Annotated in this window: 26 protein-coding genes; 9 read left to right on the forward strand and 17 right to left on the reverse strand. The window is 51.1% G+C overall.

The window, feature by feature from the left end; genetic code table 11:
- Positions 1–75: 75 nt before the first annotated feature.
- The 8 genes from fusA to fkpA form a co-directional block, all read right to left on the reverse strand.
- On the reverse strand, positions 76–2,172 hold the full coding sequence (fusA, locus tag BZG82_RS03465) for an elongation factor G (protein ID WP_077479741.1): 2,097 nt from the start codon (positions 2,170–2,172) through the stop codon (positions 76–78).
- A gap of 75 nt (positions 2,173–2,247) precedes the next feature.
- Complete coding sequence (gene rpsG / locus BZG82_RS03470; protein ID WP_069589544.1) at positions 2,248–2,718, reverse strand: 30S ribosomal protein S7; 471 nt, start codon at positions 2,716–2,718, stop codon at positions 2,248–2,250.
- Positions 2,719–2,815: 97 nt separating this feature from the next.
- Positions 2,816–3,190 carry a 30S ribosomal protein S12 gene (gene rpsL / locus BZG82_RS03475; protein ID WP_069589545.1) on the reverse strand — a complete coding sequence of 125 codons (375 nt, stop codon included), beginning with the start codon at positions 3,188–3,190 and terminating at the stop codon, positions 2,816–2,818.
- A gap of 179 nt (positions 3,191–3,369) precedes the next feature.
- Complete coding sequence (tusB, locus tag BZG82_RS03480; protein WP_077765166.1) at positions 3,370–3,660, reverse strand: sulfurtransferase complex subunit TusB; 291 nt, start codon at positions 3,658–3,660, stop codon at positions 3,370–3,372.
- Positions 3,661–3,669: 9 nt separating this feature from the next.
- A complete protein-coding gene (gene tusC / locus BZG82_RS03485; RefSeq protein WP_077662638.1) occupies positions 3,670–4,023 on the reverse strand; it encodes a sulfurtransferase complex subunit TusC in 354 nt (117 codons plus the stop codon).
- 8 nt (positions 4,024–4,031) lie between these two features.
- Positions 4,032–4,424 (reverse strand): sulfurtransferase complex subunit TusD, encoded by a 393-nt coding sequence (tusD, locus tag BZG82_RS03490; protein ID WP_077765167.1) that lies wholly within the window; start codon positions 4,422–4,424, stop codon positions 4,032–4,034.
- On the reverse strand, positions 4,421–5,143 hold the full coding sequence (locus tag BZG82_RS03495; protein ID WP_069589551.1) for a helix-turn-helix transcriptional regulator: 723 nt from the start codon (positions 5,141–5,143) through the stop codon (positions 4,421–4,423). Before BZG82_RS03495 ends, tusD begins: the two co-directional genes overlap by 4 nt.
- Before the next feature lie 125 nt (positions 5,144–5,268).
- On the reverse strand, positions 5,269–6,057 hold the full coding sequence (gene fkpA / locus BZG82_RS03500; protein WP_069589552.1) for an FKBP-type peptidyl-prolyl cis-trans isomerase: 789 nt from the start codon (positions 6,055–6,057) through the stop codon (positions 5,269–5,271).
- A gap of 126 nt (positions 6,058–6,183) precedes the next feature.
- Between fkpA and BZG82_RS03505 the strand changes: the two genes are divergently transcribed.
- Both BZG82_RS03505 and BZG82_RS03510 read left to right on the forward strand, forming a co-directional pair.
- On the forward strand, positions 6,184–7,167 hold the full coding sequence (locus BZG82_RS03505; RefSeq protein WP_077765168.1) for a WD40 repeat domain-containing protein: 984 nt from the start codon (positions 6,184–6,186) through the stop codon (positions 7,165–7,167).
- Positions 7,168–7,184: 17 nt separating this feature from the next.
- Positions 7,185–7,406, forward strand: coding sequence for a SlyX family protein (locus BZG82_RS03510; protein ID WP_069589556.1), 222 nt, complete (start codon positions 7,185–7,187; stop codon positions 7,404–7,406).
- A 94-nt stretch (positions 7,407–7,500) separates the two neighbouring features.
- Here the strand turns inward: BZG82_RS03510 and slyD are convergent, their stop codons facing one another.
- Genes slyD through kefG form a run of 4 tightly spaced genes read right to left on the reverse strand, consistent with a single transcriptional unit; the run spans position 7,501 to position 10,626 of the window.
- The gene (slyD, locus tag BZG82_RS03515) at positions 7,501–7,989 is read right to left on the reverse strand and encodes a peptidylprolyl isomerase (RefSeq protein WP_077455135.1); all 489 of its coding nucleotides are present in this window, start codon (positions 7,987–7,989) and stop codon (positions 7,501–7,503) included.
- 50 nt (positions 7,990–8,039) lie between these two features.
- On the reverse strand, positions 8,040–8,243 hold the full coding sequence (locus tag BZG82_RS03520; RefSeq protein ID WP_077455134.1) for a YheV family putative zinc ribbon protein: 204 nt from the start codon (positions 8,241–8,243) through the stop codon (positions 8,040–8,042).
- A gap of 9 nt (positions 8,244–8,252) precedes the next feature.
- Positions 8,253–10,052 carry a glutathione-regulated potassium-efflux system protein KefB gene (gene kefB, locus BZG82_RS03525; RefSeq protein ID WP_077765169.1) on the reverse strand — a complete coding sequence of 600 codons (1,800 nt, stop codon included), beginning with the start codon at positions 10,050–10,052 and terminating at the stop codon, positions 8,253–8,255.
- Positions 10,042–10,626 carry a glutathione-regulated potassium-efflux system ancillary protein KefG gene (gene kefG / locus BZG82_RS03530; RefSeq protein ID WP_077674594.1) on the reverse strand — a complete coding sequence of 195 codons (585 nt, stop codon included), beginning with the start codon at positions 10,624–10,626 and terminating at the stop codon, positions 10,042–10,044. The genes kefB and kefG overlap by 11 nt, the downstream gene beginning before the upstream one ends.
- Before the next feature lie 176 nt (positions 10,627–10,802).
- Between kefG and BZG82_RS03535 the strand changes: the two genes are divergently transcribed.
- The 7 genes from BZG82_RS03535 (at position 10,803) to BZG82_RS03565 (ending at position 17,343) form a co-directional block, all read left to right on the forward strand.
- Positions 10,803–12,731: an ABC transporter ATP-binding protein gene (locus tag BZG82_RS03535; protein WP_077765170.1), complete on the forward strand. Its 1,929-nt coding sequence runs from the start codon at positions 10,803–10,805 to the stop codon at positions 12,729–12,731.
- Positions 12,674–13,219 carry a TIGR02444 family protein gene (locus BZG82_RS03540; RefSeq protein WP_077765171.1) on the forward strand — a complete coding sequence of 182 codons (546 nt, stop codon included), beginning with the start codon at positions 12,674–12,676 and terminating at the stop codon, positions 13,217–13,219. The genes BZG82_RS03535 and BZG82_RS03540 overlap by 58 nt, the downstream gene beginning before the upstream one ends.
- Positions 13,206–14,168 carry a hydrolase gene (locus BZG82_RS03545; RefSeq protein ID WP_077678111.1) on the forward strand — a complete coding sequence of 321 codons (963 nt, stop codon included), beginning with the start codon at positions 13,206–13,208 and terminating at the stop codon, positions 14,166–14,168. The genes BZG82_RS03540 and BZG82_RS03545 overlap by 14 nt, the downstream gene beginning before the upstream one ends.
- Before the next feature lie 148 nt (positions 14,169–14,316).
- Complete coding sequence (locus BZG82_RS03550; protein ID WP_069589565.1) at positions 14,317–14,535, forward strand: YheU family protein; 219 nt, start codon at positions 14,317–14,319, stop codon at positions 14,533–14,535.
- A gap of 59 nt (positions 14,536–14,594) precedes the next feature.
- Positions 14,595–15,464 (forward strand): phosphoribulokinase, encoded by an 870-nt coding sequence (locus BZG82_RS03555; RefSeq protein ID WP_069589567.1) that lies wholly within the window; start codon positions 14,595–14,597, stop codon positions 15,462–15,464.
- A gap of 251 nt (positions 15,465–15,715) precedes the next feature.
- A complete protein-coding gene (crp, locus tag BZG82_RS03560; RefSeq protein ID WP_002535199.1) occupies positions 15,716–16,348 on the forward strand; it encodes a cAMP-activated global transcriptional regulator CRP in 633 nt (210 codons plus the stop codon).
- A gap of 128 nt (positions 16,349–16,476) precedes the next feature.
- Positions 16,477–17,343: a hypothetical protein gene (locus BZG82_RS03565; RefSeq protein ID WP_077765172.1), complete on the forward strand. Its 867-nt coding sequence runs from the start codon at positions 16,477–16,479 to the stop codon at positions 17,341–17,343.
- A 51-nt stretch (positions 17,344–17,394) separates the two neighbouring features.
- On the opposite strand, the gene BZG82_RS03570 is transcribed toward BZG82_RS03565, so the two are convergent.
- The 5 genes from BZG82_RS03570 to BZG82_RS03590 all read right to left on the reverse strand — a co-directional run bounded on the left by BZG82_RS03570 (position 17,395) and on the right by BZG82_RS03590 (position 22,818).
- Positions 17,395–18,189 (reverse strand): DUF1338 domain-containing protein, encoded by a 795-nt coding sequence (locus BZG82_RS03570; RefSeq protein WP_077662632.1) that lies wholly within the window; start codon positions 18,187–18,189, stop codon positions 17,395–17,397.
- Between the two features lie 10 nt (positions 18,190–18,199).
- A complete protein-coding gene (astD, locus tag BZG82_RS03575) occupies positions 18,200–19,678 on the reverse strand; it encodes a succinylglutamate-semialdehyde dehydrogenase (RefSeq protein ID WP_077765173.1) in 1,479 nt (492 codons plus the stop codon).
- A 2-nt stretch (positions 19,679–19,680) separates the two neighbouring features.
- Positions 19,681–20,703, reverse strand: coding sequence for an arginine N-succinyltransferase (gene astA, locus BZG82_RS03580; protein WP_077479754.1), 1,023 nt, complete (start codon positions 20,701–20,703; stop codon positions 19,681–19,683).
- Between the two features lie 29 nt (positions 20,704–20,732).
- Entirely contained in the window at positions 20,733–21,950 is a 1,218-nt protein-coding gene (locus tag BZG82_RS03585; protein WP_077765174.1) for an aspartate aminotransferase family protein, read from the reverse strand.
- Between the two features lie 292 nt (positions 21,951–22,242).
- The gene (locus BZG82_RS03590; protein WP_077640976.1) at positions 22,243–22,818 is read right to left on the reverse strand and encodes an anthranilate synthase component II; all 576 of its coding nucleotides are present in this window, start codon (positions 22,816–22,818) and stop codon (positions 22,243–22,245) included.
- Positions 22,819–22,913 lie beyond the last annotated feature (95 nt).

Consider the following 22,913-nt stretch of genomic DNA (forward strand, 5'->3'; position numbering starts at 1 on the left):
AAGGTATCAACACCTAACTAGCTCAGAAGTCAGTATTGGATGCCGACAACACGCCGGCATCGAGACTAATAAAAATTAGCTACGCTCTGCAATCAGGGCGTCGGCAATGTTCTTAGGCACTTCGCCATACTCGCTGAATTCCATTGAGTATGAAGCACGACCCTGAGTTGCACTACGCAGGTCAGTGGCGTAACCGAACATTTCAGACAGTGGTACCTGAGCACGTACGATCTTCAGACCCGCTGGGCCCTCGTCCATACCGCCAATCAGGCCACGGCGACGGTTCAAGTCACCAACAACGTCACCCATCCACTCTTCTGGCGTAGTTACTTCTACTTTCATCATTGGCTCAAGCATAACAGGTTGCGCTTGCAGTGCACCTTTCTTGAATGCCATTGATGCAGCGATCTTAAACGCCATTTCGTTGGAGTCAACATCGTGGTAAGAACCATCGTACAGGGTTGCTTTAACGTCGAGCACTGGATAACCGGCAAGTACACCGTTTTTCATTTGCTCTTCAACGCCTTTCGCTACCGCGCCGATGTATTCACGTGGAACCACACCACCAACGATTTCGTCAACAAAGACAAAGCCTTCGTTTGGCTCAGATGGCTCAAGCTTCAGCCATACGTGACCATACTGACCACGACCACCTGACTGCTTAACGAACTTACCTTCAACTTCCGTGCTACCACGGATAGTTTCACGGTACGCTACCTGAGGCTTACCAACGTTACACTCAACGTTAAACTCACGGCGCATACGGTCAACGATAACGTCTAGGTGAAGCTCACCCATACCAGAGATCAGGGTCTGGCCAGACTCTTCGTCAGACTCAACGCGGAAAGATGGATCTTCTGCCGCCAGTTTACCTAGCGCGATACCCATTTTCTCTTGGTCTGCTTTAGACTTAGGCTCAACCGCGATCTGAATAACTGGATCAGGGAATTCCATACGCTCTAGGATTACTTTTGAATCCATCGCACACAGAGTATCACCCGTAGTTACGTCTTTTAGACCAACCGCGGCCGCGATGTCACCGGCGCGAATTTCTTTGATTTCTTCACGCTTGTTCGAGTGCATCTGTACGATACGGCCTAGACGCTCACGCTTCTGCTTAACAGAGTTGTAAACAGTATCGCCTGAGCTTACAACGCCCGAGTAAACACGCATAAAGGTCAGCGTACCTACGAATGGGTCAGTTGCAATTTTGAATGCCAACGCGGAGAACGGTTCTTTGTCGTCTGCGTGACGCTCGATTGGGTTGCCGTCTTCGTCTTCACCTTTGATTGACTTAACGTCGATTGGTGAAGGTAAGAATTCGATAACCGCATCCAGTACCGCCTGAACGCCTTTGTTCTTAAATGCAGAACCACAGGTTGCCAGTACGATTTCGTTATCTAGAGTACGCTGACGCAGCGCCTTCTTGATTTCTTCTTCAGACAGCTCACCTTCTTCAAGGTACTTGTCCATCAGCTCTTCAGACGCTTCTGCAGCAGACTCAACCAAGAAGTTGTGCCACTCTTCTGCTTGCTCTTGAAGTTCAGCTGGAATCTCTTCATAGGTATAAGTCATACCCATGTCTTCTTCATTCCAGTTGATCGCTTTCATTTTGATCAGATCGATAACGCCCTTGAACTCGTCTTCAGCACCGATGTTCAAGTGAATTGGCACAGGGGTCGCACCAAGGCGATTTTTGATTTGATCAACAACGCGTAGGAAGTCTGCGCCTGCACGGTCCATCTTGTTGACGAAAACCATGCGTGGAACTTCATATTTGTCAGCCTGACGCCATACGGTTTCAGACTGAGGCTCAACACCAGAAGAACCACAGAAAACAACAACCGCACCATCAAGAACACGCAGTGAACGTTCTACTTCGATAGTGAAGTCAACGTGTCCTGGAGTATCGATGATGTTAACACGGTGTTGTTCGAATTGGTGATCTGAACCTTGCCAGAAAGTGGTAGTTGCTGCAGAAGTGATGGTAATACCACGCTCTTGCTCCTGCTCCATCCAGTCCATGGTAGACGCGCCGTCGTGGGTCTCACCAAGCTTGTGGTTAACGCCTGTGTAGAACAGGATCCGCTCGGTAGTGGTGGTTTTACCGGCGTCTACGTGAGCACAAATACCGATGTTACGGTAGCGCTCGATAGGGGTTTTACGAGCCACAATAGTATCCTCTTACTAAGGTTAACCTTAGAAAATGGGTTCGGCGCGCCACCGAAGTGGCGCGCCATGAAGGCATTACCAGCGGTAATGTGCGAACGCTTTGTTCGCGTCTGCCATACGGTGAACGTCTTCACGTTTCTTAACAGCAGTACCTTTGTTTTCAGACGCGTCAAGCATCTCGTTGGCCAGGCGCTGAGCCATAGATTTTTCACCACGCTTACGAGCAGCTTCAACCAACCAACGCATAGCCAGCGCGTTACGACGCACAGGACGTACTTCTACTGGTACTTGGTAAGTTGAACCACCTACACGGCGAGATTTAACCTCTACCGCTGGGCGTACGTTTTCAAGAGCTTGTTCGAATACAGCCAAGTGCTCTTTACCAGAACGCTCAGCCATGATGTCTAGTGCACCGTAAACGATTTTTTCAGCAGTTGACTTCTTACCGTCAACCATCAGGATGTTCACAAATTTTGCCAGCAATTCTGATCCGAACTTAGGATCTGGAAGAATTTTACGCTGACCAATTACGCGACGACGTGGCATGGATTATCTCCGTTGTCTTCTTCAGGTTTTATCCAAAACTTTTCAGTTTTTTCAAAATTCAATTGTTTGAGTGTTTGGCCTTACTTAACGGAATCCATTAAGACTTAGGACGCTTCACACCGTACTTAGAACGACCTTGTTTACGGCCGTTAACGCCTGCACAGTCAAGTGCGCCACGAACAGTGTGGTAACGCACACCCGGCAAGTCTTTTACACGACCGCCGCGGATAAGCACAACGCTGTGCTCTTGCAGGTTGTGGCCTTCACCACCGATGTATGAGGTTACTTCGTAACCGTTAGTCAAACGCACACGGCATACTTTACGCAGTGCTGAGTTTGGTTTTTTTGGCGTAGTGGTGTAAACACGAGTACAAACACCACGTTTTTGCGGACACGCTTCCAGCGCAGGCACGTTGCTTTTCGCAACTTGCTTCAGGCGTGGTTTGCGTACCAGCTGGTTAATAGTTGCCATTAAATAGCTCCTGATATTACTTAACGTATAAGTGTGAAAAATCTATCCCCAATAAAACGGGGACGCGAAATTTTAGGCGCCGACTTATAGGGTGTCAAGATTTATACAGAGATCTTTGCATCGTCTGTTTTTTCACCGATAGCAAGGAAGGCATTTTTATCCTTCGATAGCCTAGTCGATCACCATGTCATTTGCGTGACGTGATCCTCGGTGAGTTGAACCAACCCTTGCATATCAATCWGTTTAACTTGCGGATGTAGATGCGCTTGTACCCCACGGGCCATCACATCTTCTTCGAGCACATAAACCGAACGATTATCTGTAAAAAGTGCCACACCCAAAGGGCTCTCTACCAGTGCGCCGAGGACTGCGTCATTGATCAAGACGATGACACTGTCAGGGGTGGCATACGCCAAACAGTGCGACAGCGCATGCGTTGCATAAGGGGACGATTTGATAATATGTAGCATCTGACTCTCTTAAAAATGCAGGATGCGATCGCAGCGAGCGAGCTTTGCCTGAATTTGTTCACGTTTCAGTACTTCGCCCGTCAACACGCGCGCCGCATCACCCATGCCTCTTGCCGTCAGTGACGCTTGGCAAATATAGATATCTTCGACATCACACAGCGGTAGCATTTTAAAGCTGGCAATATAATCGCGACTCAGCACTGTGCTTGGGCGCTGCCCATCAATCAATTGCATCACCCCATCACCAATGAAGAACACGCTAATCGTTTCGCAAAAAGCGGATGCCGCCAACAGCGCATCTAACCCCTCACGTCCGCTCGCTGAGCCATGCGGTGCGGTTGAAAAAACAAACCCGAGTTGCATACGTCCTCTTAAAATTGCAATACACGATCGGCTGTCAACAAAGCTTCTGCCAAGGCACCGAGACCAGCTTGTTGATACCCATCAGCTAGGTTAGCTTGTGACAAGCCATGCTGCATCGCTTCTTGCTCACTCACAATACCTCGACGTAATGCGGCAGCCACACAGGTTTCGAGTTGTACCTGATGTTCATTGGCTAAGGTCTGCCATGCCTTAACCAAGTCAAATTCGTCATTCGCAGGCACCGTTGTCGCAGCCCCGTTTAATACGCCATCTTGGTAGAAAAACACTTTGCTGACACTGTGTCCTTTGGCAATGGCCGCACACGTAAATTGATAGGCCGTACGCGCAAGTTGCGTCCCATAAGCCGGCTCTGAGACCACGAGTACGTAATTGAGGCTCATTTTTCCCCGTCTCCCGTTTTGCGTTGGCGCACGTAAAGATACACAGTGTGCTTCGATATGTTGAGCCTATCAGCGACACGATGAATAGCATCTTTGATATCAAAGATCCCTTTATCATAAAGCGCCATCACAATTTGGCGGTTTTTGGTGTTATTAGACACACTTTTATCCGCGTTGACTTCTTCAATGGTACGCTCAACGGTTTGATCCACCAGCTCTTCTACATCACTGGCAAAGTTAACCGATGACGCAGCTTGCTTGGCTTGATCATCAGGCATAAACGCTTGCAGCACCTGAGAGAAAGGGGCATCCAAGTTTATATTGATACATAACAGCCCGATAATGCGGCTTTCACCATTGCGGATGGCAACCGTGATCGATTTCATTAAGGTGCCGCTTTTCGCGCGCGTAAAGTAGGCGCGAGAAAAATTACGCTCAGACCCTTCAATGTCCCGCAACATCCGTAAGGCCAAATCCGTGATGGGTGACCCCACTTGGCGACCGGTGTTTTCACCATTGGCAATTTTGATTGCTGACTTGTTCAAGTCTTCTAGCGAGTGCAGTACGATTTCACAATGCTCGCCGATTAGCGCAGCCAAGCCGTCTACGACCGCGGCATAAGAGTGTAAAATCACACTGTCTTGCGCCGTAAATGGATTCGGCTCAATGAGCTCGCTTTCTGTCATGATTTCTGCGCCAAAATGCTCTGTCGGTACCACGTACGCCTATCCTTATTCGACGGTGAATCTGTGTTTATCTCAGCCAAGTTTAACAGAATCCAGCCCTAAAAAAGCAAAAGCCCCGGCAAAGCCGAGGCATTTTGGCGCGAAAACAAGCGTCAGGTTTACCCTTCACTCGCCTTCTCTTTGTTGGCATCGTCTTTGATTTCCAGTAGCTCAACATCAAACACAAGCGTTGAGTTAGCAGGAATGGACGCCGTATCTTGGTCACCATAAGCCAGCTCTGGCGGGATCACGAAGGTAAATTTAGATCCAACCGGCATCAGCTGCACCCCTTCGGTCCAACCTGGGATCACACGATTAAGCGGGAAGGTTGCTGGCTCGCCACGATCGTAAGAGCTATCAAATTGGGTACCATCTGTCAGGGTGCCTTTGTAGTGCACCACCACAGTGTCTTCCGCCGCGGGCTTTTTACCGTCACCTAAGCTATCCACTTTGTATAACAAGCCAGATTCGGTTTCTTTCACACCTTCTTGACTCGCAAATTCAGTGCGATACTTTTCACCGTCTGCCAGCGCAGCTTCTGCTTTCTCTTTAGCTTGTTGCTGAGCCAGCTCAGTCACGCGTTGATCGAGTGACTGCAGTGCCGCTTGCGCTTGCTCGTCGGTCAGCTTGGATTCGCCATTAAAGACGTCCTGCACCCCTTGCAATACCAACTCTTTATCTAAATCCAAACCGATGTCGGCTTGTTGTTCTAGGTTGGCGTTGAGGTATTGCGCTAAAGACGCACCAATCGCGTAGGCTGCCTTGTCGTCATCATTAGCAAACGACGCTTCCGCTTGCGCTTGCTCAGCGGCTTGGTTCGTCTGCTCGACGTTGGCGTCGTCTTGTTGACAGCCGACGGCAAGGGCAACGGTTGCCGCGAGTAGCGACATCTTCATTACTGATTTCATTGGGTACTCCGTTGATGGTAAGGATAAATCCTCGTATGGTTGTCACTGACGCATCAACAATGCGAAAGCCTGATTCTATCAATATACTCGTGGTTATATGGCTGCACGTTTCGGAACTCAAGCATCATGCCCAAAATTCGCCACATTGTTTGCATTTTTCTCATCGCCATCACGCTAACTGGCTGTTGGCAGTCTGGCAAAGAAGCCCAGCGTTGGTCAATCCATCCTGAAGGCGCCACCAGCTTTAGCCTGAGTCGAGACGGGCGATTTGCGCTGCTCGCCTCCGAAGAAACCGACATTGTGCTGTGGGATCTGGTCACCAACCAAAAACTGGCGGATCTAGGGCCCCAAGATCCGAATGCAAACCCTGTGGTGGTCAGCCATATCTCCGACAATAAACGCTATGCCATCACCGCGACCGCGCAAAATTTTGCTGTCTGGGATCTTGCCTGGAGCCAAGCCGAGGGCTTGTGGTCGGTCTCTGAAGGCATTATCCGTGATGCGGCTATCAGCAACAACGGCCAAAAAGTGGTCCTCGCGATGTCGGACGGCAAAGCGCTATTCATCGACTTAGGCACAGGAAGACGCTTAGAGTTCCTTGCCCATCGCGATAAAGTCAATGCGGTTGCCATTTCCCCGAACGGCGCTTACGTCCTCTCAGGGGGCAATGACCATCATGCCTATTTTTGGGACACCAGTTCCGGGCAAATTATCAACGACTTTCCTTATGACCAACGGGTGAAGCAAGTGGCGCTGCAACGGGAAGGGAAGTATGCCTTTGTCTCGGATGGCAGCAATCAAGCAATTATCTGGGCCTTACCCAGCGGTGAGAAGGTCAGTCAACTGGATATCTTTGCGCGCCAAGCGATTTATGCCAGTGCACGCTTTTCCGATGACGGCCGCCGACTCGCAACCGGTACTCCCTCACAGCGGGTCGAGCTTTGGGATGTTCAGACCGGTGAGAATCTAGGGCGTTGGGAGGCATTGGCTCAACCCAATACTCGCCCTCCCAGCGCGGTCGTGTATGATGTTGCTATCGACCCAACCGGCCGTGTGATTTCCGGTACCTCGGCGGGCATCGCCCAAGCTTGGTTAACCGACACCCCTTAATGCAGTGAGAAACAAAAATGAGTGAGATTGGCAAATTACAGCAACAAATTGACGATCTAGAGTGCAAGGTCGCGTTTCAAGAAGACACAATAGAACAGCTCAATGACGCTCTCACCCAGCAGCAAGGCGATATTGAGCGTATGACAGTGCAAATTCAGTATTTGGTCGGCAAACTGAAAGACGTCGCGCCGGCCAACATCGCCAGCCAATCGGAAGAAACCCCACCGCCGCATTATTAATTGCCAAGCGCTGGTGTCGATACACACCTGAAGACGGTGGATATGAAATAAAAAAGGCGCCAAACCGGCGCCTTTTCTCGTTGCTAATCACTGATTAGTGATCGTGACCGCAGCCACCTTCTTGGTGAATGTGGCCATGAGCAATTTCGTCTTCGGTTGCTGCACGTAGATCAACCACTTCCACAGAGAATGACAGAGTTTGGCCTGCCAGCATGTGGTTAGCATCAACAACAACTTCGTCACCGTCAACTTCGGTGACTTCAACCGGGATCTGACCTTGGTCAGTTTCCGCCATAAAGCGCATGCCGACTTCCACTTGGTCTACGCCTTGGAATACGTTCGCCGGTACACGTTGTACCATGGCTTCTTGATACTCACCGTATGCGTCGTCAGGACCTACAGTCACTTCAAACGCGTCGCCTTTCTCACGACCTTCCAGTGCCTTTTCCAGACCAACGATCAGGTTACGGTGACCGTGTAGGTACTGGAGGGGTTCTTGCGCTGTTGATTCATCAACTAACGCACCGTCTTCATTTTTTACTTGGTAGGCCAGGCTGACCACCACATCATTTGCAATTTTCATGCTCGCTCCGAGACCGGAAGGTTAATGGACTGCCGATGATAACGGATTCCCTACTCCGGTTTAAAGATCCCAATGACATTCTCTGCCGGCGGGGTTTCAGACTGTGACTGCTGTGCCGAATCCGGAAGCCGACTCTCATGGTAATCGCAGCTGACACATTCCACTTTGTCAATATTGTTTTCGCGCCAGACCCGCAAGGTATCTTGGCGCTGACATTTGGGGCACGCCGCCCCAGCAATAAAGCGCTTTTTCACAATTCCATCCTATTCATCTCGGTTCCAACTCTGGTGGCGCTCAATCTCTCCGCGCATTTCCCGATCGAAGATCTCTTCCAACTCTTTACGCGCCTCTTTCACGCGTGAGGCGGCGCCCATATCTTCATTATGCTGAGGTAAGAGGTCTTGCAATACCCGCATATCCAATTTTCGGAACAACACCTCGGCACGTTTTGCCTTGTAAGGATGCATGCCTAAGGACTCTAACGTCTGTCGGCCTAAATCAAGCGCGCCAAGAAATGTCTCCCGCGACAAGGTTTCGACGCCTAAGCCCATGAGCTGATAAGCCTCCACCCGACTTCGTGCTCGCGCTAATATCTTTAAGTTAGGGAAATGCCGCTGACAAAGATCAACAATCTCCATCACTTCATCCGGCGAGTCGGTGCAAATCACAATCGCCTCTGCGCTTTGCGCCCCTGCCGCCCGAAGCAAATCAAGCTGCGTCGCATCACCGTAATACACATCATACCCGAATTTGCGTAACAGTTTGATTTGGGTGGGATCACGTTCCAAGATGGTGACACCAATTTTGTTGGCAAACATCAATCGACCAACCACTTGACCAAACCGACCGAAGCCCGCGATGATGACGCGCGCATCATGTTGATCAAATTGCGTCTGTGTCGGTAACTCCTCGGGTTCATTAAAGGTGCGTTCAAACCAGCGTTGCTGCAAGGTAAGCATCAAAGGCGTGGTCATCATCGACAGACTCACCACCACCAGCAAGAAGGCATTCAATTCTTGGCTGAGTAACCCTTCTGCGCGTGCCGCCGTAAAGATCACGAAAGCAAACTCACCGCCTTGGCTAAGCAACACCGCCATTTGACTGCGCGCTTTAGGTGCCACACCAAATAGACGCGCGAGCAGATAGATAAGTAACGCCTTACCACACACCAGTGCAAGTACCGCACCGAGCAAGGTCAGCGGATATTCCAGCAATAGACCGAGATCCACCGCCATCCCAACCGCAATAAAAAACAGCCCCAGCAACAATCCTTTAAAGGGATCGATGGCGGTTTCGAGCTCGTGGCGATACTCACTCTCCGCAAGCAGCACACCCGCAAGGAACGCACCTAACGCCATCGAGAGACCCAACTGCTGCATCGCAAGCGCAATACCAATCACCAAGGCCAGTGCCGCCACGTTAAACAGCTCGCTGACCCCGCTCATGACCACCAAACGGAATAGAGGCCGAAGCAAGAAATGCCCGCCGACCAACAGCGCGCCAATCCCCACAAACATCCAGAGCACATCTAACCAGCTGCCGAGGCTGCCTCCTGCCAGTGCGGGCATCACCGCCAACATGGGGATCACCGCGATATCTTGGAATAACAGAATCGCAAACCCTGCTTGACCGGATTCACTGCGCATAAGGCGCTGATCCTCCATAACTTTCATCGCAATGGCAGTGGAGGAAAGCGCCATGGCCATGCCCACAATAAAGCCCTGCCGTTCCGTCAGGCCAAACATCACCCCAACAGCACCTATTACCAAGGTGGTCACCACCACTTGGCTACCACCCAGCCCCAGTATCGGGCGGCGCATTTGCAGCAGTTTTTTAGGGTTCAGTTCCAAGCCAATCAGAAATAGCAGCAATACCACCCCGAATTCAGAAAAATGGAGAATAGACTCCACATCGCTGATAAGCCCGAGCCCCCAAGGACCAATCACGATGCCAGCCATCAGATAGCCTAATACCGAGCCCATTCCTAACCGCTGCGCGAGTGGGACGGCAATGACCGCCGCGAGCAGAAAAATAAAGGCCGCAGACAGCAAGTTATGCTCCATGCTCACCTCCCGCATGGGCGAGCGGATCACGAATCCAATCGGCATACAGTTCCGCAAACGCATCCCGATCAGCATCACTAACACGGCGTGCCCAATGCAAGACCAACGGCGGAAGCCACTCCATGCGGCAAAGGGCTGCGGTCAGCTCAAACGGCTGGAGAAGCTCTTGCATCGAGTACTTGTTGTATCCGCTTTTAGTGAACGCCTCAGCCGCCCCTCCAGTAGTGACGACAAAACGGCAGGTTTTTCCTGCTAGCGCATCCCCTCCCTCGCCATGTGCAAAACCTTTGCCTAGCACCACATCAATCCATTCTTTCAATAACGCCGGACAGGAATACATTTGTAGCGGGTGTTGAAAAACAATCACATCAGCTTGTTGCACCCGTCGGCGCTCATCGTGCACATCAACCACAAAGTCGGGATAAGTTGCGTAAATATCGTGAACAGTAACATGCGGAAACGAAGAGATAGCGGCAAGCAGACGTCGGTTCGCCACCGACTGATCGGGGTCGGGATGGGCAAAGATCACCAACACCGACGCGGGGTCTTGGTGTGCATCCTTGTCATTGGGCATAGGCATCCTTGTTATCACGGCAAGAGTCAGTTTTCATGCTTGTTTTTAACCTTAACACACAAAACACACAACACAGATCGCGCCAGTTAGGCCTACTGACGGGGAAATTTGGCAATCCCTGCACCAAGCTGGTATAACGACGACGCACCCAAACCACACTAGCGCACTGAATAATCATGATTAGCTTTTCTGACATCCAATTACTGCGCGGTGGCAAGCCACTGCTCGATCACACCTCAGCAACCATCCATCCCGGCGACAAAGTCGGATTGGTCGGAAAAAACGGCTGTGGCAAATCCAGCTTGTTTGCGCTGCTTCGCCACCAGCTGACGTTAGATGCGGGCAGCTATCATTATCCTAGCCAATGGCAAGTAGCATGGGTGGCACAAGAAACACCCGCACTGGAAAAAAGTGCGCTCGAGTATGTCATTGATGGTGATGCTGAATACCGTGAACTGCAGATGGCCTTGTCGGATGCCGAACAACGCGATGACGGTCATGCCGTAGCGACCTTACACGATAAACTGGATGCCATTGGTGGCTACAGTATTGAGGCGCGCGCCGCCAGTTTGCTCGATGGTTTGGGGTTTAGTCAGGCGCAAATGCAATGGTCCCTCACGCAGTTTTCGGGCGGCTGGCGGATGCGCTTAAACCTTGCCCAAGCACTACTGTGTCGTTCCGACCTCTTGCTACTTGATGAACCAACCAACCACCTCGATTTAGATGCCGTGATGTGGCTGGAAAAATGGCTACAGCAATACCCCGGTACCTTGGTGCTGATTTCCCACGACCGTGACTTTCTTGACCCTGTGGTCAACCGCATTATTCATATTGAGCATCAGCAGCTGAATGAATACACGGGCAATTATTCCGACTTCGAGCAGATGCGGGCGCAGAAGCTGGCGCAACAACAAGCGCAGTTTGAAAAGCAAAAAAAGCAAATTGCCCACATGCAATCTTACATCGACCGCTTTCGTTACAAAGCCTCAAAGGCGCGCCAAGCGCAAAGCCGGATTAAGGCACTGGAGCGGATGGAAAAGGTGTTGCCAGCGCAATACGATAATCCGTTTAGCTTTACCTTCTTCACCCCAGATGCGCTCCCAAATCCTATCTTGATGATGGACAAGGTCGCAGCGGGGTACGACAAGACGCCGATTGTGGAAAACATCCGCCTCAATCTAGTCCCAGGCGCGCGTATTGGTTTGTTGGGCCGCAATGGTGCGGGTAAGTCTACGCTGATCAAACTCCTTGCTGGCACCTTACCAGCCATGGCCGGTGAGCTCAGTTACTCCCAAGGAGTAAAAATTGGCTATTTTGCGCAGCATCAACTCGATACCTTGCGCATTGACGAAACCCCACTGCAACATATGAATCGCCTTGCGCCCACCACAGCCGAGCAAACGCTACGTGACTTCTTAGGGCGCTTTGGCTTTCAGGGGGATAAAGCGCTTGAGACCATTGGTCCCTTTTCGGGAGGCGAGAAGGCACGCTTGGTATTAGCGTTATTGGTGTGGCAAAAGCCTAACCTGCTGTTGCTTGACGAACCGACTAACCACCTTGATTTAGACATGCGCCAAGCCTTGACGCTTGCCCTACAATCGTTTGAAGGGGCGATGGTGATCGTCAGCCATGATCGCTTTTTGCTGCGCGCGACCACCGACGATCTTTATCTTGTCGACAACGGCGCGGTGCAACCCTTTGACGGTGACTTACACGACTACCATCGCTGGCTTGGCGAGCAACAGCGTGCCGACCGTGCGGAAAGTAAAAAACAAAACGCCGATGACAAAGCCGCCCCCCAGCAACGTCAGGTCGATCGTAAGGCACAAAAGCGTCGCGAGGCCGAACTTCGCCAAAAAACCGCGCCACTTCGTAAAAAAATTGACAGCCTAGACACAAAAATCGAACAGCTCTCTGCCATTATTGCCGATGCAGAGACCAAACTGGCCGACCCAACAATTTATAGCGCAGACCAAAAAGCCCAACTCGCGGAACAATTACAACGCCAGGCTGATGCCAAATCAGCGCTGGAAGAGGTAGAGCAAGAATGGATGGAGCGACAGGAAGAACTGGAAGCCATGGAGGCGGCATTCAATCAAGCCTAATTCCCGGCAAAGCGAATGCAGCCGATCTGTGGCAGTTTTGTTTGCAACACTACGGCAAGCAAGACGTCAAACAGGCGTGTCTTAAATTGCAAGATCAGCATCAGGGCAACGTCAACCTTGCCTTGTTGCTGGCTTGGTTGGAAAGCCATGGCTATGGCCTTGCCCCAGAGAGCCTCAGCCAACTTAAACAATCGCTCAGCCGCTCTGAGCATTTGCTGATTGCCTACCGCAACCTGCGTCGCGATATCAAACCGCGCGTTGGTGCGGGACAATATAAAAAAATGCTGAATTTCGAGCTCAGCCTCGAGAAGTTCCAGCAACAAGACCTCATCCACGCCTTGAATCAACAAACATGGCTGACCGAATCACCCTCGCCGTTGGCGTATTATTGCCGTCAGCTCTCGCCCTCGGCCAAATCGCTCTACCCCGCCCTGCGCGCCAGTGTGATCAAAGACGATGAGCGAGGAGACGCCGATGACGCCCTTTGAACCGATTCCCAGCGCCCGTAATCCACACCTACAAACCATCATGCCACGGCTGATACGGCGTCAACCCGTGCTCTCTCCTTTGTGGCAACAGCTGGATTTACCGGATGGTGATTTTGTCGATCTCGCTTGGACGCAGACACCTAAGCCCGGTCAACCGATAGTGGTGCTTTTTCATGGCCTTGCTGGCAGCTTTCATAGCCCATACGCTAATGGGTTACTGGCTGCTTTTCAGCGCCGAGGCTGGTGCGGTGTGGTGATGCACTTTCGCAGTTGCAGTGGCCGCTTAAACCGCGTCCCGCGCACTTATCACTCAGGCGAGACACAAGACGCACGCTATTTTCTGACCACATTACGCATGCGTTATCCTCAGCATCCCATTCATGCTGTGGGCGTATCGCTAGGCGGCAACATGCTGGTGCGCTATTTGGCAGAGTATGCGGACGATCCGATCGTCTCCAGTGGCTGCGCAGTGTCACCCCCCTTAGACCTTGCCGCCTGCTCGTTACGCATTCAGCAAGGATTCTCACGTGTCTACCAAGCGTATCTGCTCCGATCGATGCGGCAAACCCTGTCAGATAAGCTTACGCGGCACGCCCAAGTGGGTCGTTGGCAAGCTGGCGAGCAGCCCCGTATTGCGACCTTATTCGAGTTTGACCAAACCGTCACCGCACCACTGCATGGATTTGAGGACGCACATCATTACTACCAGCAATGCAGTGGCCTATCCGTGTTGCCTGCGATCCGCACCCCTTTGACCATCATTCATGCCAAAGACGATCCTTTTATGACCGACGCGGTGATCCCAACCACGCCATTACCGGCCAATATACGCTATCAACTCACTGACCATGGCGGACATGTTGGGTTTGTCACTGGCCGTTGGCGTGCACCGCGTTTATGGTTGGAAGAGGCAGTGCCCGCGTGGATAGCTGAGCAACTCGACACCTGATGCCCCTATTCGTCACGATAAATTGTGACTGAATCGACATAGATACACTGCACCTACGCGCATAATTCGGTAAAATGGGAGCTAATTCACAACCTAAGCACGGAGATGGCGTCCGTGCCATCTAGGTGTCAGCAAAAGGTGATGTAGTATGATGGTTCCATGGCAATCTGTGCCAGCCGAAACCTTGACCAATTTAATTGAGCACTTTGTGTTGCGGGAAGGGACAGATTACGGTGAGCAGGAAGTCAGCTTTGCTGAGAAAGTTGAACAAGTGCGCGAACAATTAAAATCCGGCGATGCCGTGATTGTATACTCTGAGCTGCATGAGACAGTGGATATTCGTCGTCAGCGCGATCTCAGACCGTAACACCGCCTCCCATTGTGGGCTGCGGTGTAAATTCAGACTGATCAATGACAGGGCTCGTCATGTCGGCTAAACACCCAATCATCGCTGTGACCGGTTCATCTGGCGCAGGCACAACCACGACCTCCGAAGCGTTTCGCAAGATGTTCAATATGATGAACATCAAAGCCTCTTGGTTAGAGGGCGATAGCTTTCACCGCTTCACGCGGCCAGAGATGGATGTTGAGATCCGTAAAGCACGTGAACAAGGTCGTCATATTAGCTACTTTGGCCCCACGGCCAACGACTTCCCACGCCTTGAGCAATTTTTTAAAGAATATGGCGAACAAGGCACCGGCAAGTATCGTCGTTATCTACACACCTTTGATGAAGCCGTGCCTTATAATCAAATGCCGGGCACCTTCACTCCCTGGCAAGATCTGCCTGAAAATACCGACGTATTATTTTATGAAGGCTTGCATGGCGGAGTGGTGGATGGTGACGTCAATGTCGCCCAACATGTTGATTTACTGATCGGCATGGTGCCTATCGTTAACTTGGAGTGGATTCAAAAGTTTGTCCGCGATACGCGCGACCGCGGCCATTCCCGCGAGGCCGTTACGGACTCCATTGTGCGTTCCATGGACGATTACTTGCACTATATTACGCCGCAGTTTTCTCGCACGCATATTAACTTCCAACGCGTCCCAACCGTAGATACATCTAACCCGCTGAATGCAAAAGGGATCCCGTCACTCGACGAAAGTTTTGTCGTGATCCGCTTTCGTGGCATGAAGAACGTCGATTTTCCTTATTTACTGCAAATGATCAGTGGCGCCTTTATGTCTCGGCACAACACGCTGGTCGTGCCCGGCGGTAAAATGGGATTTGCGATGGAGCTGATTATTCGCCCCTTGATCCAACAGTTGATTGAGAAAGGCAAGATAGGTTAAGCGCCGTAGCGCACTTAACGTGTATTACTTCTCAGGTCGTGATCTTAGCCACATTTTTGCCGAATTTTTAGGCGGTTGGCTTAGATCAAAATCAAGAAATCCAGATAGAAAAAAGATACACTCTTGTTAACATACAGTGAGCTTGTAGCCTGCGCCAAGACCTCGTATTCTGTGCATTGGACTGATGGGTTTCCATTCAGACAAAGACAGGACGTCGTTGCCGGGCAACACATGCAGAGGAAATAAGTTATATGGTTCCAGGAAAACCTCAAACAGACCCTACACTCGAGTGGTTCCTTTCACATTGTCATATTCACAAGTACCCGTCCAAAAGTACTCTGATCCATGCAGGGGAAAAGGCGGAGACCTTGTACTACATCGTGAAAGGTTCTGTGGCCGTACTAATCAAAGATGAAGAAGGCAAGGAGATGATCCTGTCTTACCTTAACCAAGGTGACTTCATCGGCGAACTTGGTCTGTTCGAAGAGGACCAAGAGCGCACCGCATGGGTACGTGCGAAATCACCTTGCGAAGTGGCAGAAATTTCATTCAAGAAATTCCGCCAGCTGATCCAAGTTAACCCAGACATTTTGATGCGTCTCTCCTCTCAGATGGCGCGTCGCCTGCAAGTGACCAGCCAGAAAGTGGGAGACCTTGCCTTCCTGGACGTGACCGGCCGCATTGCACAAACCCTACTGAACTTGGCGAAGCAACCTGACGCCATGACTCACCCTGACGGCATGCAAATCAAGATCACGCGTCAGGAAATCGGTCAAATTGTTGGCTGTTCGCGTGAGACGGTTGGGCGTATCCTTAAAATGCTGGAAGAGCAGAATCTTATCTCAGCTCACGGTAAAACCATTGTGGTTTACGGCACACGCTAATCCTCGCGTGTTGCGATAAAACCGGCGCTTTTGCGTCGGTTTTTTATTTTTATTGACTGGAAACTCATTACCTAAGTTCTACACTTCAAAAACGACCCATCTAACAACTGATTAACAGGATGTCGTTTATGAGAAGCTTACGTCACACCCTTGCTGCATTGCTACTCGCGGCGGTTTCTTCAACTGCTGCGGCGAATATCACCATTGTCCACCCAGAACCACGGGCTGGCTCTGCCCTCGATTTATACGCTATCGACTTGATTGAGTTTTTAGCGGAAAAATCGGGTAAGTCTGTCACGTTACAGCCCTTTCAAGGCCAAATTGGCTCTCAGTCTCGTAAAGTAGAAATGCTGAAACAAGGACGACTGACGGTAGATTGGCTCGGGGCCGACCGTACCCTTGAGTCAGAATTACTTCCCATCCGTTATCCAGTTTTTCGGGGTCTATTAGGCCATCGCTTGTTCATTACCAATCAAGCCACCGAACCCAAGCTTGCACAAATCAGTGACCAAGCAGGGCTCAATAATCTGACCATGATCCAAGGGCAAGGCTGGGCGGATGTGAAGGTCTTGCAGTCGGCGGGATTTCGGGTTCGAGAAATATCAAGCTTTGAGAATATCTTTAAAGCCGTCGATACCGGACGGGCTGACCTCTTCCCGCGTGCTTTGATTGAGCCTTTTAGCGAGCTGGCAGAGCGACCTCAATATGCAAATCTGTTGGTCGATCCGCACTTAATGCTGATCTATCGCTTCCCGATGTTCTTGTTTGTATCGCCCCAAAACCCAGAGGTGGCGACCATGCTCAATGATGCCTTTGCGGCCGCCTATCAAGACGGATCCTTCATCGAATTTTTTGAGAATGCGCCTCTGGTAAAAGAGACCTTTGAGAAAGCCAATATTGGTGAGCGCACCTTTATTCGCGTCGACAACCCACATCTGAGTAATGAAACTCAGGCGATTGACGATAAATTCTGGCTCGATATTGAAAGTCGCTAAACACAGCCACCCAAAAAAGGAGAGCATCGCTCTCCTTTTCTTCTCTCGCCACTATTGATGCGTACTTTCAAAGATTTTATCAGCCGAGGCGGCGACAAAACCTTGATAAAGTTCACCGTCCGGAAGCGGATACCGTTTCGCAAACTCGTAGAACCCCCCCGGAATATCATGGCGTGCATCGCTAAATTGCACCGGCACGCGATCAGCCATCGTCGAGGATTGCTCCAAAAAGACTGATGCATCCCCTTTGACCTCCCCGCCAGATTCGTTAATGGTAAACCCATTTTGGCGCAAGGTATCGTTGACCGCTTGACAGCTATCATGGTTGTTCAGCTGATTCACGCTGACGGTAAAGTGGTTCGCCCCATAGCCATGCGCTGCCACCCAAGCTGCATATTCACTTTCATCCGCTAACGTCTTGTAGGTTTGCCAATCCAACTCCCACAAACGTCCTTGATGAAGAAAATCGCTCCCTTTCAGCGCATCATCATCCACATTCGCCACTAAGTCGCGCACGATAGATTGCAATCTTGTCGAGCATTGGCCGACCATCAATTCACTAATAAACACTTTCGGCATCAAAGGGTCGGGATGCTCGTAGTGACGTGCGTTGAGCTTCTTCGCTTCAAAGGTGTACTCACCTTTCGGTTCATAGCCCAACGCAATAAAAGGACGGGCAAGCTTGTCCAGCCCTACATTAGGCAGTGCAAAGGTGCGCAGTGCAATGTGATCATTGATCAGGGGTTGGCCTTCTTCGAGCAACCCATGCACTTTCTGCGCAGAAGGGCAAAGACGCTGTGTGTAGTCTTGCCACAATCTGTCAAATAACGCTTGGCAACTATCCATGTTATTCTCCTTAATCAAGAGGCGTGATCCCCGGCGCAAAGCTCTCGGGCAAGGTGACCTGCTCGCCTTCCATCGATGCCATAGGGTAGGCACAATAATCGGCGGCATAATAAGCACTTGGACGCAGGTTACCCGACGCGCCCGGACCACCAAATGGTGCATCCCCACTGGCACCGGTCAATTGACGGTTACGGTTTACAATACCGGCGCGAATATGGTCAAGGAAGTATTGCCACTCACCATCGTCGTCACTGATAAGGCCTGCCGATAAGCCGTAGCGGGTATCATTCGCTTTCGTCAATGCATCGGCCATATCGGTGTAACGCTGCACCTGCAATAAAGGACCGAAGTATTCTTCATCGGGTAACTCGGCGATCCCGCTAACATCAATGATCCCCGGCGAGATCACGGCATCATGGCGATGTTCACAAGCGACGACTGGCTTGCCACCGAGATCGATCAGTTTTTGCTGAGTGGCTAAGATCCCTTCAGCTGCCGCCACAGAGATCTGTGCGCCCATAAAGGGCGCCGGATCATCGAATTGCCCGCCCACACGGATCGTTTTAGTCCACGCTGCCAAGCGCGCCAAGATCTTGTCACCCTCCTCCCCTTTAGGAAGAAGCAGACGACGTGCACACGTACAACGCTGACCGGCACTGAGGTAAGCCGATTGAATAATGGTATAAACCGTGGCGTCCACACCACTGTGTTTATCACTGATAACCAGTGGGTTATTGCCCCCCATTTCCAGTGCCAGCATTTTGTCCGGTTGGCCGGCAAACTGGCGATGGAGGATGTGTCCGGTGTTGGCGCTCCCGGTAAATAGAAGGCCATCAATACCTCGCGCTTGTGCTAACGCTTCGCCGGTATCACGGCCCCCTTGCACCAAGTTAATCAGCCCAGCAGGTAGACCAGCGTCTAACCAGTAGCCAAGGGTTTGTTCAGCCACTTTAGGCGTCAGTTCAGACGGCTTGAAAACCACACTGTTTCCAGCCAATAGTGCTGGGACAATGTGGCCATTAGGCAAGTGACCGGGGAAATTGTACGGCCCAAACACTGCCATCACACCAAGAGGACGATGACGCAGTACAGCTTGCGTGCCATTGACGTCTTTTTCCCGCGAACCTGTACGTTCGTGGTAAGCGCGTAGCGAAATGGCAATTTTACCCACCATGGCGCCCACTTCAGTTTTGGTTTCCCAAAACGGCTTACCGGTTTCTTCAGCGATGGTACGGGCCAAATCGTCGGTATTGGCTTTCACAATTTCAGCGAAGCGTTCCACCAAGGCTTGGCGCTCGGCAAAATCGGTATTACGCCAAGTAAGAAAGGCTTGTCGTGCCGCGCTTACCGCTTGTTCAACCTGCACTTTCGTGGCTTCATTGCCTTGCCAGATACAACGACTATCAAAAGGGTTTAGCGAGGTCATGACGTCGCCTTCACCCGGCGTCCATTCACCATTGATCAAATGGCCTGCGGTTTGATGTGTCATCCTTACTCCTCCATCGCGATCAAACGGAGTCGATCGCCGTCTTTAACTTGCAGCGCTTCGGCAACCTCTGGCGCAATCACGACATGATTAGTTTCCGGATCAAGTGCCGCTTTCGCCGCAGTCGCGCGGAAGCCCGCAAAATCGGTATTCGAAATTAAGTAGTGCTGAGCACTGCTATGCTCACGCACGCTAGCCGTCGCATTAAATGAATGGCGGACCGATTCGATATTGTGGCGCAAACACTCGACCGTTGGCCCGGCATCAAAGATGTCCACATATCCTCGACACGAAAAGCCTTCTTTCTCCAACAGACGCAGTGCCGGCCGTGTTTTCGGGTGCACCTGTCCAATCACAGCACGCGCTTCTTCACTCAACAGACTGACGTAAATCGGCAACTTAGGCATTAAGTCGGCAATAAACCCTTTCGCACCGATACCGGTTAGGTAATCGGCCAAAGTAAAGTCAATCGAAAAGAAGTTGTCCTTAAGCCACTGCCAGAACGGCGAATTGCCATCATCATCAGACACGCCACGCATTTCGGCAAAAATCACATCCGCAAAGCGCTCAGGAAACTCAGCGAGCATCAAGAAGCGACACTTAGAAAGCAGTTTACCGTTGAGGCCACCTCGAAACTCAGGACGCAAAAACAGGGTGCAAATTTCCGTCGCTCCGGTGTAGTTGTTACCAAACGTCAGCACTTCAACAATGTTATGGACATTGAGCTTGCGCGATGAGTGCACCACTTTAGTTAAGTGATAACTATAAAAGGGGCTATCGAGGCCGATTGCCGCCTCGATCCCCGTGGTGCCCGCAACCTCACCTGTTTCGGTATCTTCGGCCACCATCAGGTAGCCTTCCATGCCAGGGCTAGTGACGTGCTTGGCGAAGCTTTCTAGCGAATTGTTGATACGTCCTTGTAGCAAATCGGCATCAACCGGCAATGAGGTAAATCCATGACCGGACTCTTCCGCACACAACATCAGTGCATCAAAATCTGACGCACGGATAGGCCGAATAACTAACATCTCAAATCCCTCCGAGTGTAAAGGCCGCCTTATGCAGCAACGACCTTCGCAATAGCACGATCAAGGCGCGCCATACCTTCTTCAATATCCGCTTTGGTAATCACCAATGATGGGGTGAAACGCACCACATTCGGGCCCGCGACCAGTACCAGTAAGCCTTCCTCACCGGCCGCCACTAAGATGTCACGCGCACGCCCTTCCCACTCCTTGTTGAGTGCCGCGCCAAGCAACAAACCTTTACCGCGCACTTCACTGAAGATGCCGTATTTATCGTTGATTGCTTCTAGGCCATCGCGGAACCACTGTTCGCGCTCAATGACACCGTCAAGAACCTCGGGTTTGGTCACTTCGTCCACCACCGCTTCTGCGACCGCACATGCCAAGGGGTTACCGCCATAAGTTGAGCCATGCGTCCCCGGTTTCATGTGTGCCGCCAGGGCTTCGGTGGTCAACATGGCACCGATCGGGATCCCCCCACCCAGTGATTTAGCGGTGGCTAAGATATCGGGAGCGACGCCCGATTGTTGATACGCATAGAAGGTGCCCGTACGGCCGTTACCGGTTTGCACTTCATCGAAGATCAGCAAGGCATTGTGTTTGTCACACAGTTCACGTACACCTTCCAAGAAACCCGGCTCTGGAGGAATAATGCCGCCTTCACCTTGCAGTGGCTCCATCATCACCGCACAAGTGCGATCGGAGATATGATCAGCCAGCGCTGCTAAGTCATTGTATGGCAGGTGGGTAATATCACCCGGCTTAGGACCAAAACCGTCAGAATAAGCAGGTTGACCGCCCACGGTGACCGTGAAGAAGGTACGACCATGGAAGCCTTTGCTAAACGCAATGATTTCGCTTTTGTGCTCGCCGTGTTCTTCTTTTGCCCAGCGTCGCGCCAACTTTAGCGCTGCTTCGTTCGCTTCGGCGCCAGAGTTTGCGTAGAAAACACGATCCGCAAATGACAGCTCAGTGAGGCGCTTTGCGAGACGCAATGCGGGTGCATTCGTCATGACGTTGCTTAAGTGCCAAAGCTTTTGAGCTTGCTCAGTCAACGCATCCACCATGACGGGATGACAATGGCCCAAACAGCTCACCGCAATCCCACCCGCAAAGTCGACGTACTCTTGCCCTTCTTGGTCCCAAATGCGGGAGCCTTTGCCGTGATCTGGGATCATGGGCATCGGGTTGTAGCAAGGTACCATCACTTCATCAAAGAGTTTACGTTCTACTTTGTTGTCCATCGTCATCACTCAATCCTTCTGTGTTTTTTCCATGACGCATAGTATTTACATTCTTTTAACCGCGGCAATAGCAGATTATTTTTTCTTTTCAGCAGAATAACAAATACCATGCAAATTAGAGATATAGTTATGCACAAAGTGTGAGGCGAAAGAAGCGCCTAATCAGCAAGGCTGAGATGCCTGTAAGGCATGAGTGGTGCGGGATGACGGTGATGGCTGCATAAGGTTGCAGCCACTGATAATCACGTCAGAAAAAACGAAATGTGAAAATAGTGATAAAGATCGCTATTTTTTGTAACTATTGCTGTAAGAAATTCGCTAGTAAGTCATGACCGTGTTCAGTCAAAATGCTCTCCGGATGGAATTGTACCCCCTCAATTGGCAGGGTTCGGTGCTTCAATCCCATAATGATTTGGCGACCATCGGGCTCAGTGGTGGTCGCTGTCACGGTCAAACAATCAGGCAGGGTTTGCGGGTCAACCACCAACGAGTGATACCGCGTGACGGTAAACGGACTGGGTAAGCGGTTAAATACCCCTTGATGATCATGTTCGACCAACGACGTCTTACCGTGCATCACCGCATTGGCGCGGATCACCGACGCACCAAAGACCTGTGCAATGGACTGATGGCCAAGACATACGCCTAAAATCGGTATCTGTCCGGCAAAATGGCGAATGACCTCGAGAGAAATCCCCGCCTCATTCGGCGTACAAGGACCAGGAGAGATCACTAAATGGGAGGGCTCCATCGCCTCAATGTCTGCGATAGCCAACTCGTCATTGCGTTTAACACACACGTCCACGCCTAGTTGGCAAAAGTACTGATAGAGGTTGTAGGTAAAGGAGTCGTAATTATCGATGATAAGAAGCACTGTGCTGCGCCATCCGATTGAAAACCGGAATGATGCTAACACAGTGCCTGACAAGCGTCATCCGCGGGCGGTGTTGCCACTGCCCGCAGTGATTA

This window comes from Salinivibrio sp. PR5, from assembly GCF_001996085.1.
GTDB classification, from domain to species: Bacteria; Pseudomonadota; Gammaproteobacteria; order Enterobacterales; family Vibrionaceae; genus Salinivibrio; species Salinivibrio proteolyticus.

Coding starts and splice junctions, on each gene's coding strand:
- fkpA (WP_069589552.1), bottom strand. CDS start 6,057: ATGAAATCAGTAATGAAGATGTCGCTACTCGCGGCAACCGTTGCCCTT.
- BZG82_RS03570 (WP_077662632.1), bottom strand. CDS start 18,189: ATGGATAGTTGCCAAGCGTTATTTGACAGATTGTGGCAAGACTACACA.
- BZG82_RS03535 (WP_077765170.1), top strand. CDS start 10,803: ATGATTAGCTTTTCTGACATCCAATTACTGCGCGGTGGCAAGCCACTG.
- slyD (WP_077455135.1), bottom strand. CDS start 7,989: ATGAAAATTGCAAATGATGTGGTGGTCAGCCTGGCCTACCAAGTAAAA.
- kefG (WP_077674594.1), bottom strand. CDS start 10,626: ATGCCCAATGACAAGGATGCACACCAAGACCCCGCGTCGGTGTTGGTG.
- crp (WP_002535199.1), top strand. CDS start 15,716: ATGGTTCCAGGAAAACCTCAAACAGACCCTACACTCGAGTGGTTCCTT.
- BZG82_RS03555 (WP_069589567.1), top strand. CDS start 14,595: ATGTCGGCTAAACACCCAATCATCGCTGTGACCGGTTCATCTGGCGCA.
- tusC (WP_077662638.1), bottom strand. CDS start 4,023: ATGCAACTCGGGTTTGTTTTTTCAACCGCACCGCATGGCTCAGCGAGC.
- BZG82_RS03545 (WP_077678111.1), top strand. CDS start 13,206: ATGACGCCCTTTGAACCGATTCCCAGCGCCCGTAATCCACACCTACAA.
- BZG82_RS03565 (WP_077765172.1), top strand. CDS start 16,477: ATGAGAAGCTTACGTCACACCCTTGCTGCATTGCTACTCGCGGCGGTT.
- rpsL (WP_069589545.1), bottom strand. CDS start 3,190: ATGGCAACTATTAACCAGCTGGTACGCAAACCACGCCTGAAGCAAGTT.
- BZG82_RS03550 (WP_069589565.1), top strand. CDS start 14,317: ATGATGGTTCCATGGCAATCTGTGCCAGCCGAAACCTTGACCAATTTA.
- rpsG (WP_069589544.1), bottom strand. CDS start 2,718: ATGCCACGTCGTCGCGTAATTGGTCAGCGTAAAATTCTTCCAGATCCT.
- astD (WP_077765173.1), bottom strand. CDS start 19,678: ATGACACATCAAACCGCAGGCCATTTGATCAATGGTGAATGGACGCCG.
- kefB (WP_077765169.1), bottom strand. CDS start 10,052: ATGGAGCATAACTTGCTGTCTGCGGCCTTTATTTTTCTGCTCGCGGCG.
- tusD (WP_077765167.1), bottom strand. CDS start 4,424: ATGAGCCTCAATTACGTACTCGTGGTCTCAGAGCCGGCTTATGGGACG.
- astA (WP_077479754.1), bottom strand. CDS start 20,703: ATGTTAGTTATTCGGCCTATCCGTGCGTCAGATTTTGATGCACTGATG.
- BZG82_RS03585 (WP_077765174.1), bottom strand. CDS start 21,950: ATGACGATGGACAACAAAGTAGAACGTAAACTCTTTGATGAAGTGATG.
- BZG82_RS03510 (WP_069589556.1), top strand. CDS start 7,185: ATGAGTGAGATTGGCAAATTACAGCAACAAATTGACGATCTAGAGTGC.
- BZG82_RS03540 (WP_077765171.1), top strand. CDS start 12,674: ATGGATGGAGCGACAGGAAGAACTGGAAGCCATGGAGGCGGCATTCAA.
- BZG82_RS03505 (WP_077765168.1), top strand. CDS start 6,184: ATGCCCAAAATTCGCCACATTGTTTGCATTTTTCTCATCGCCATCACG.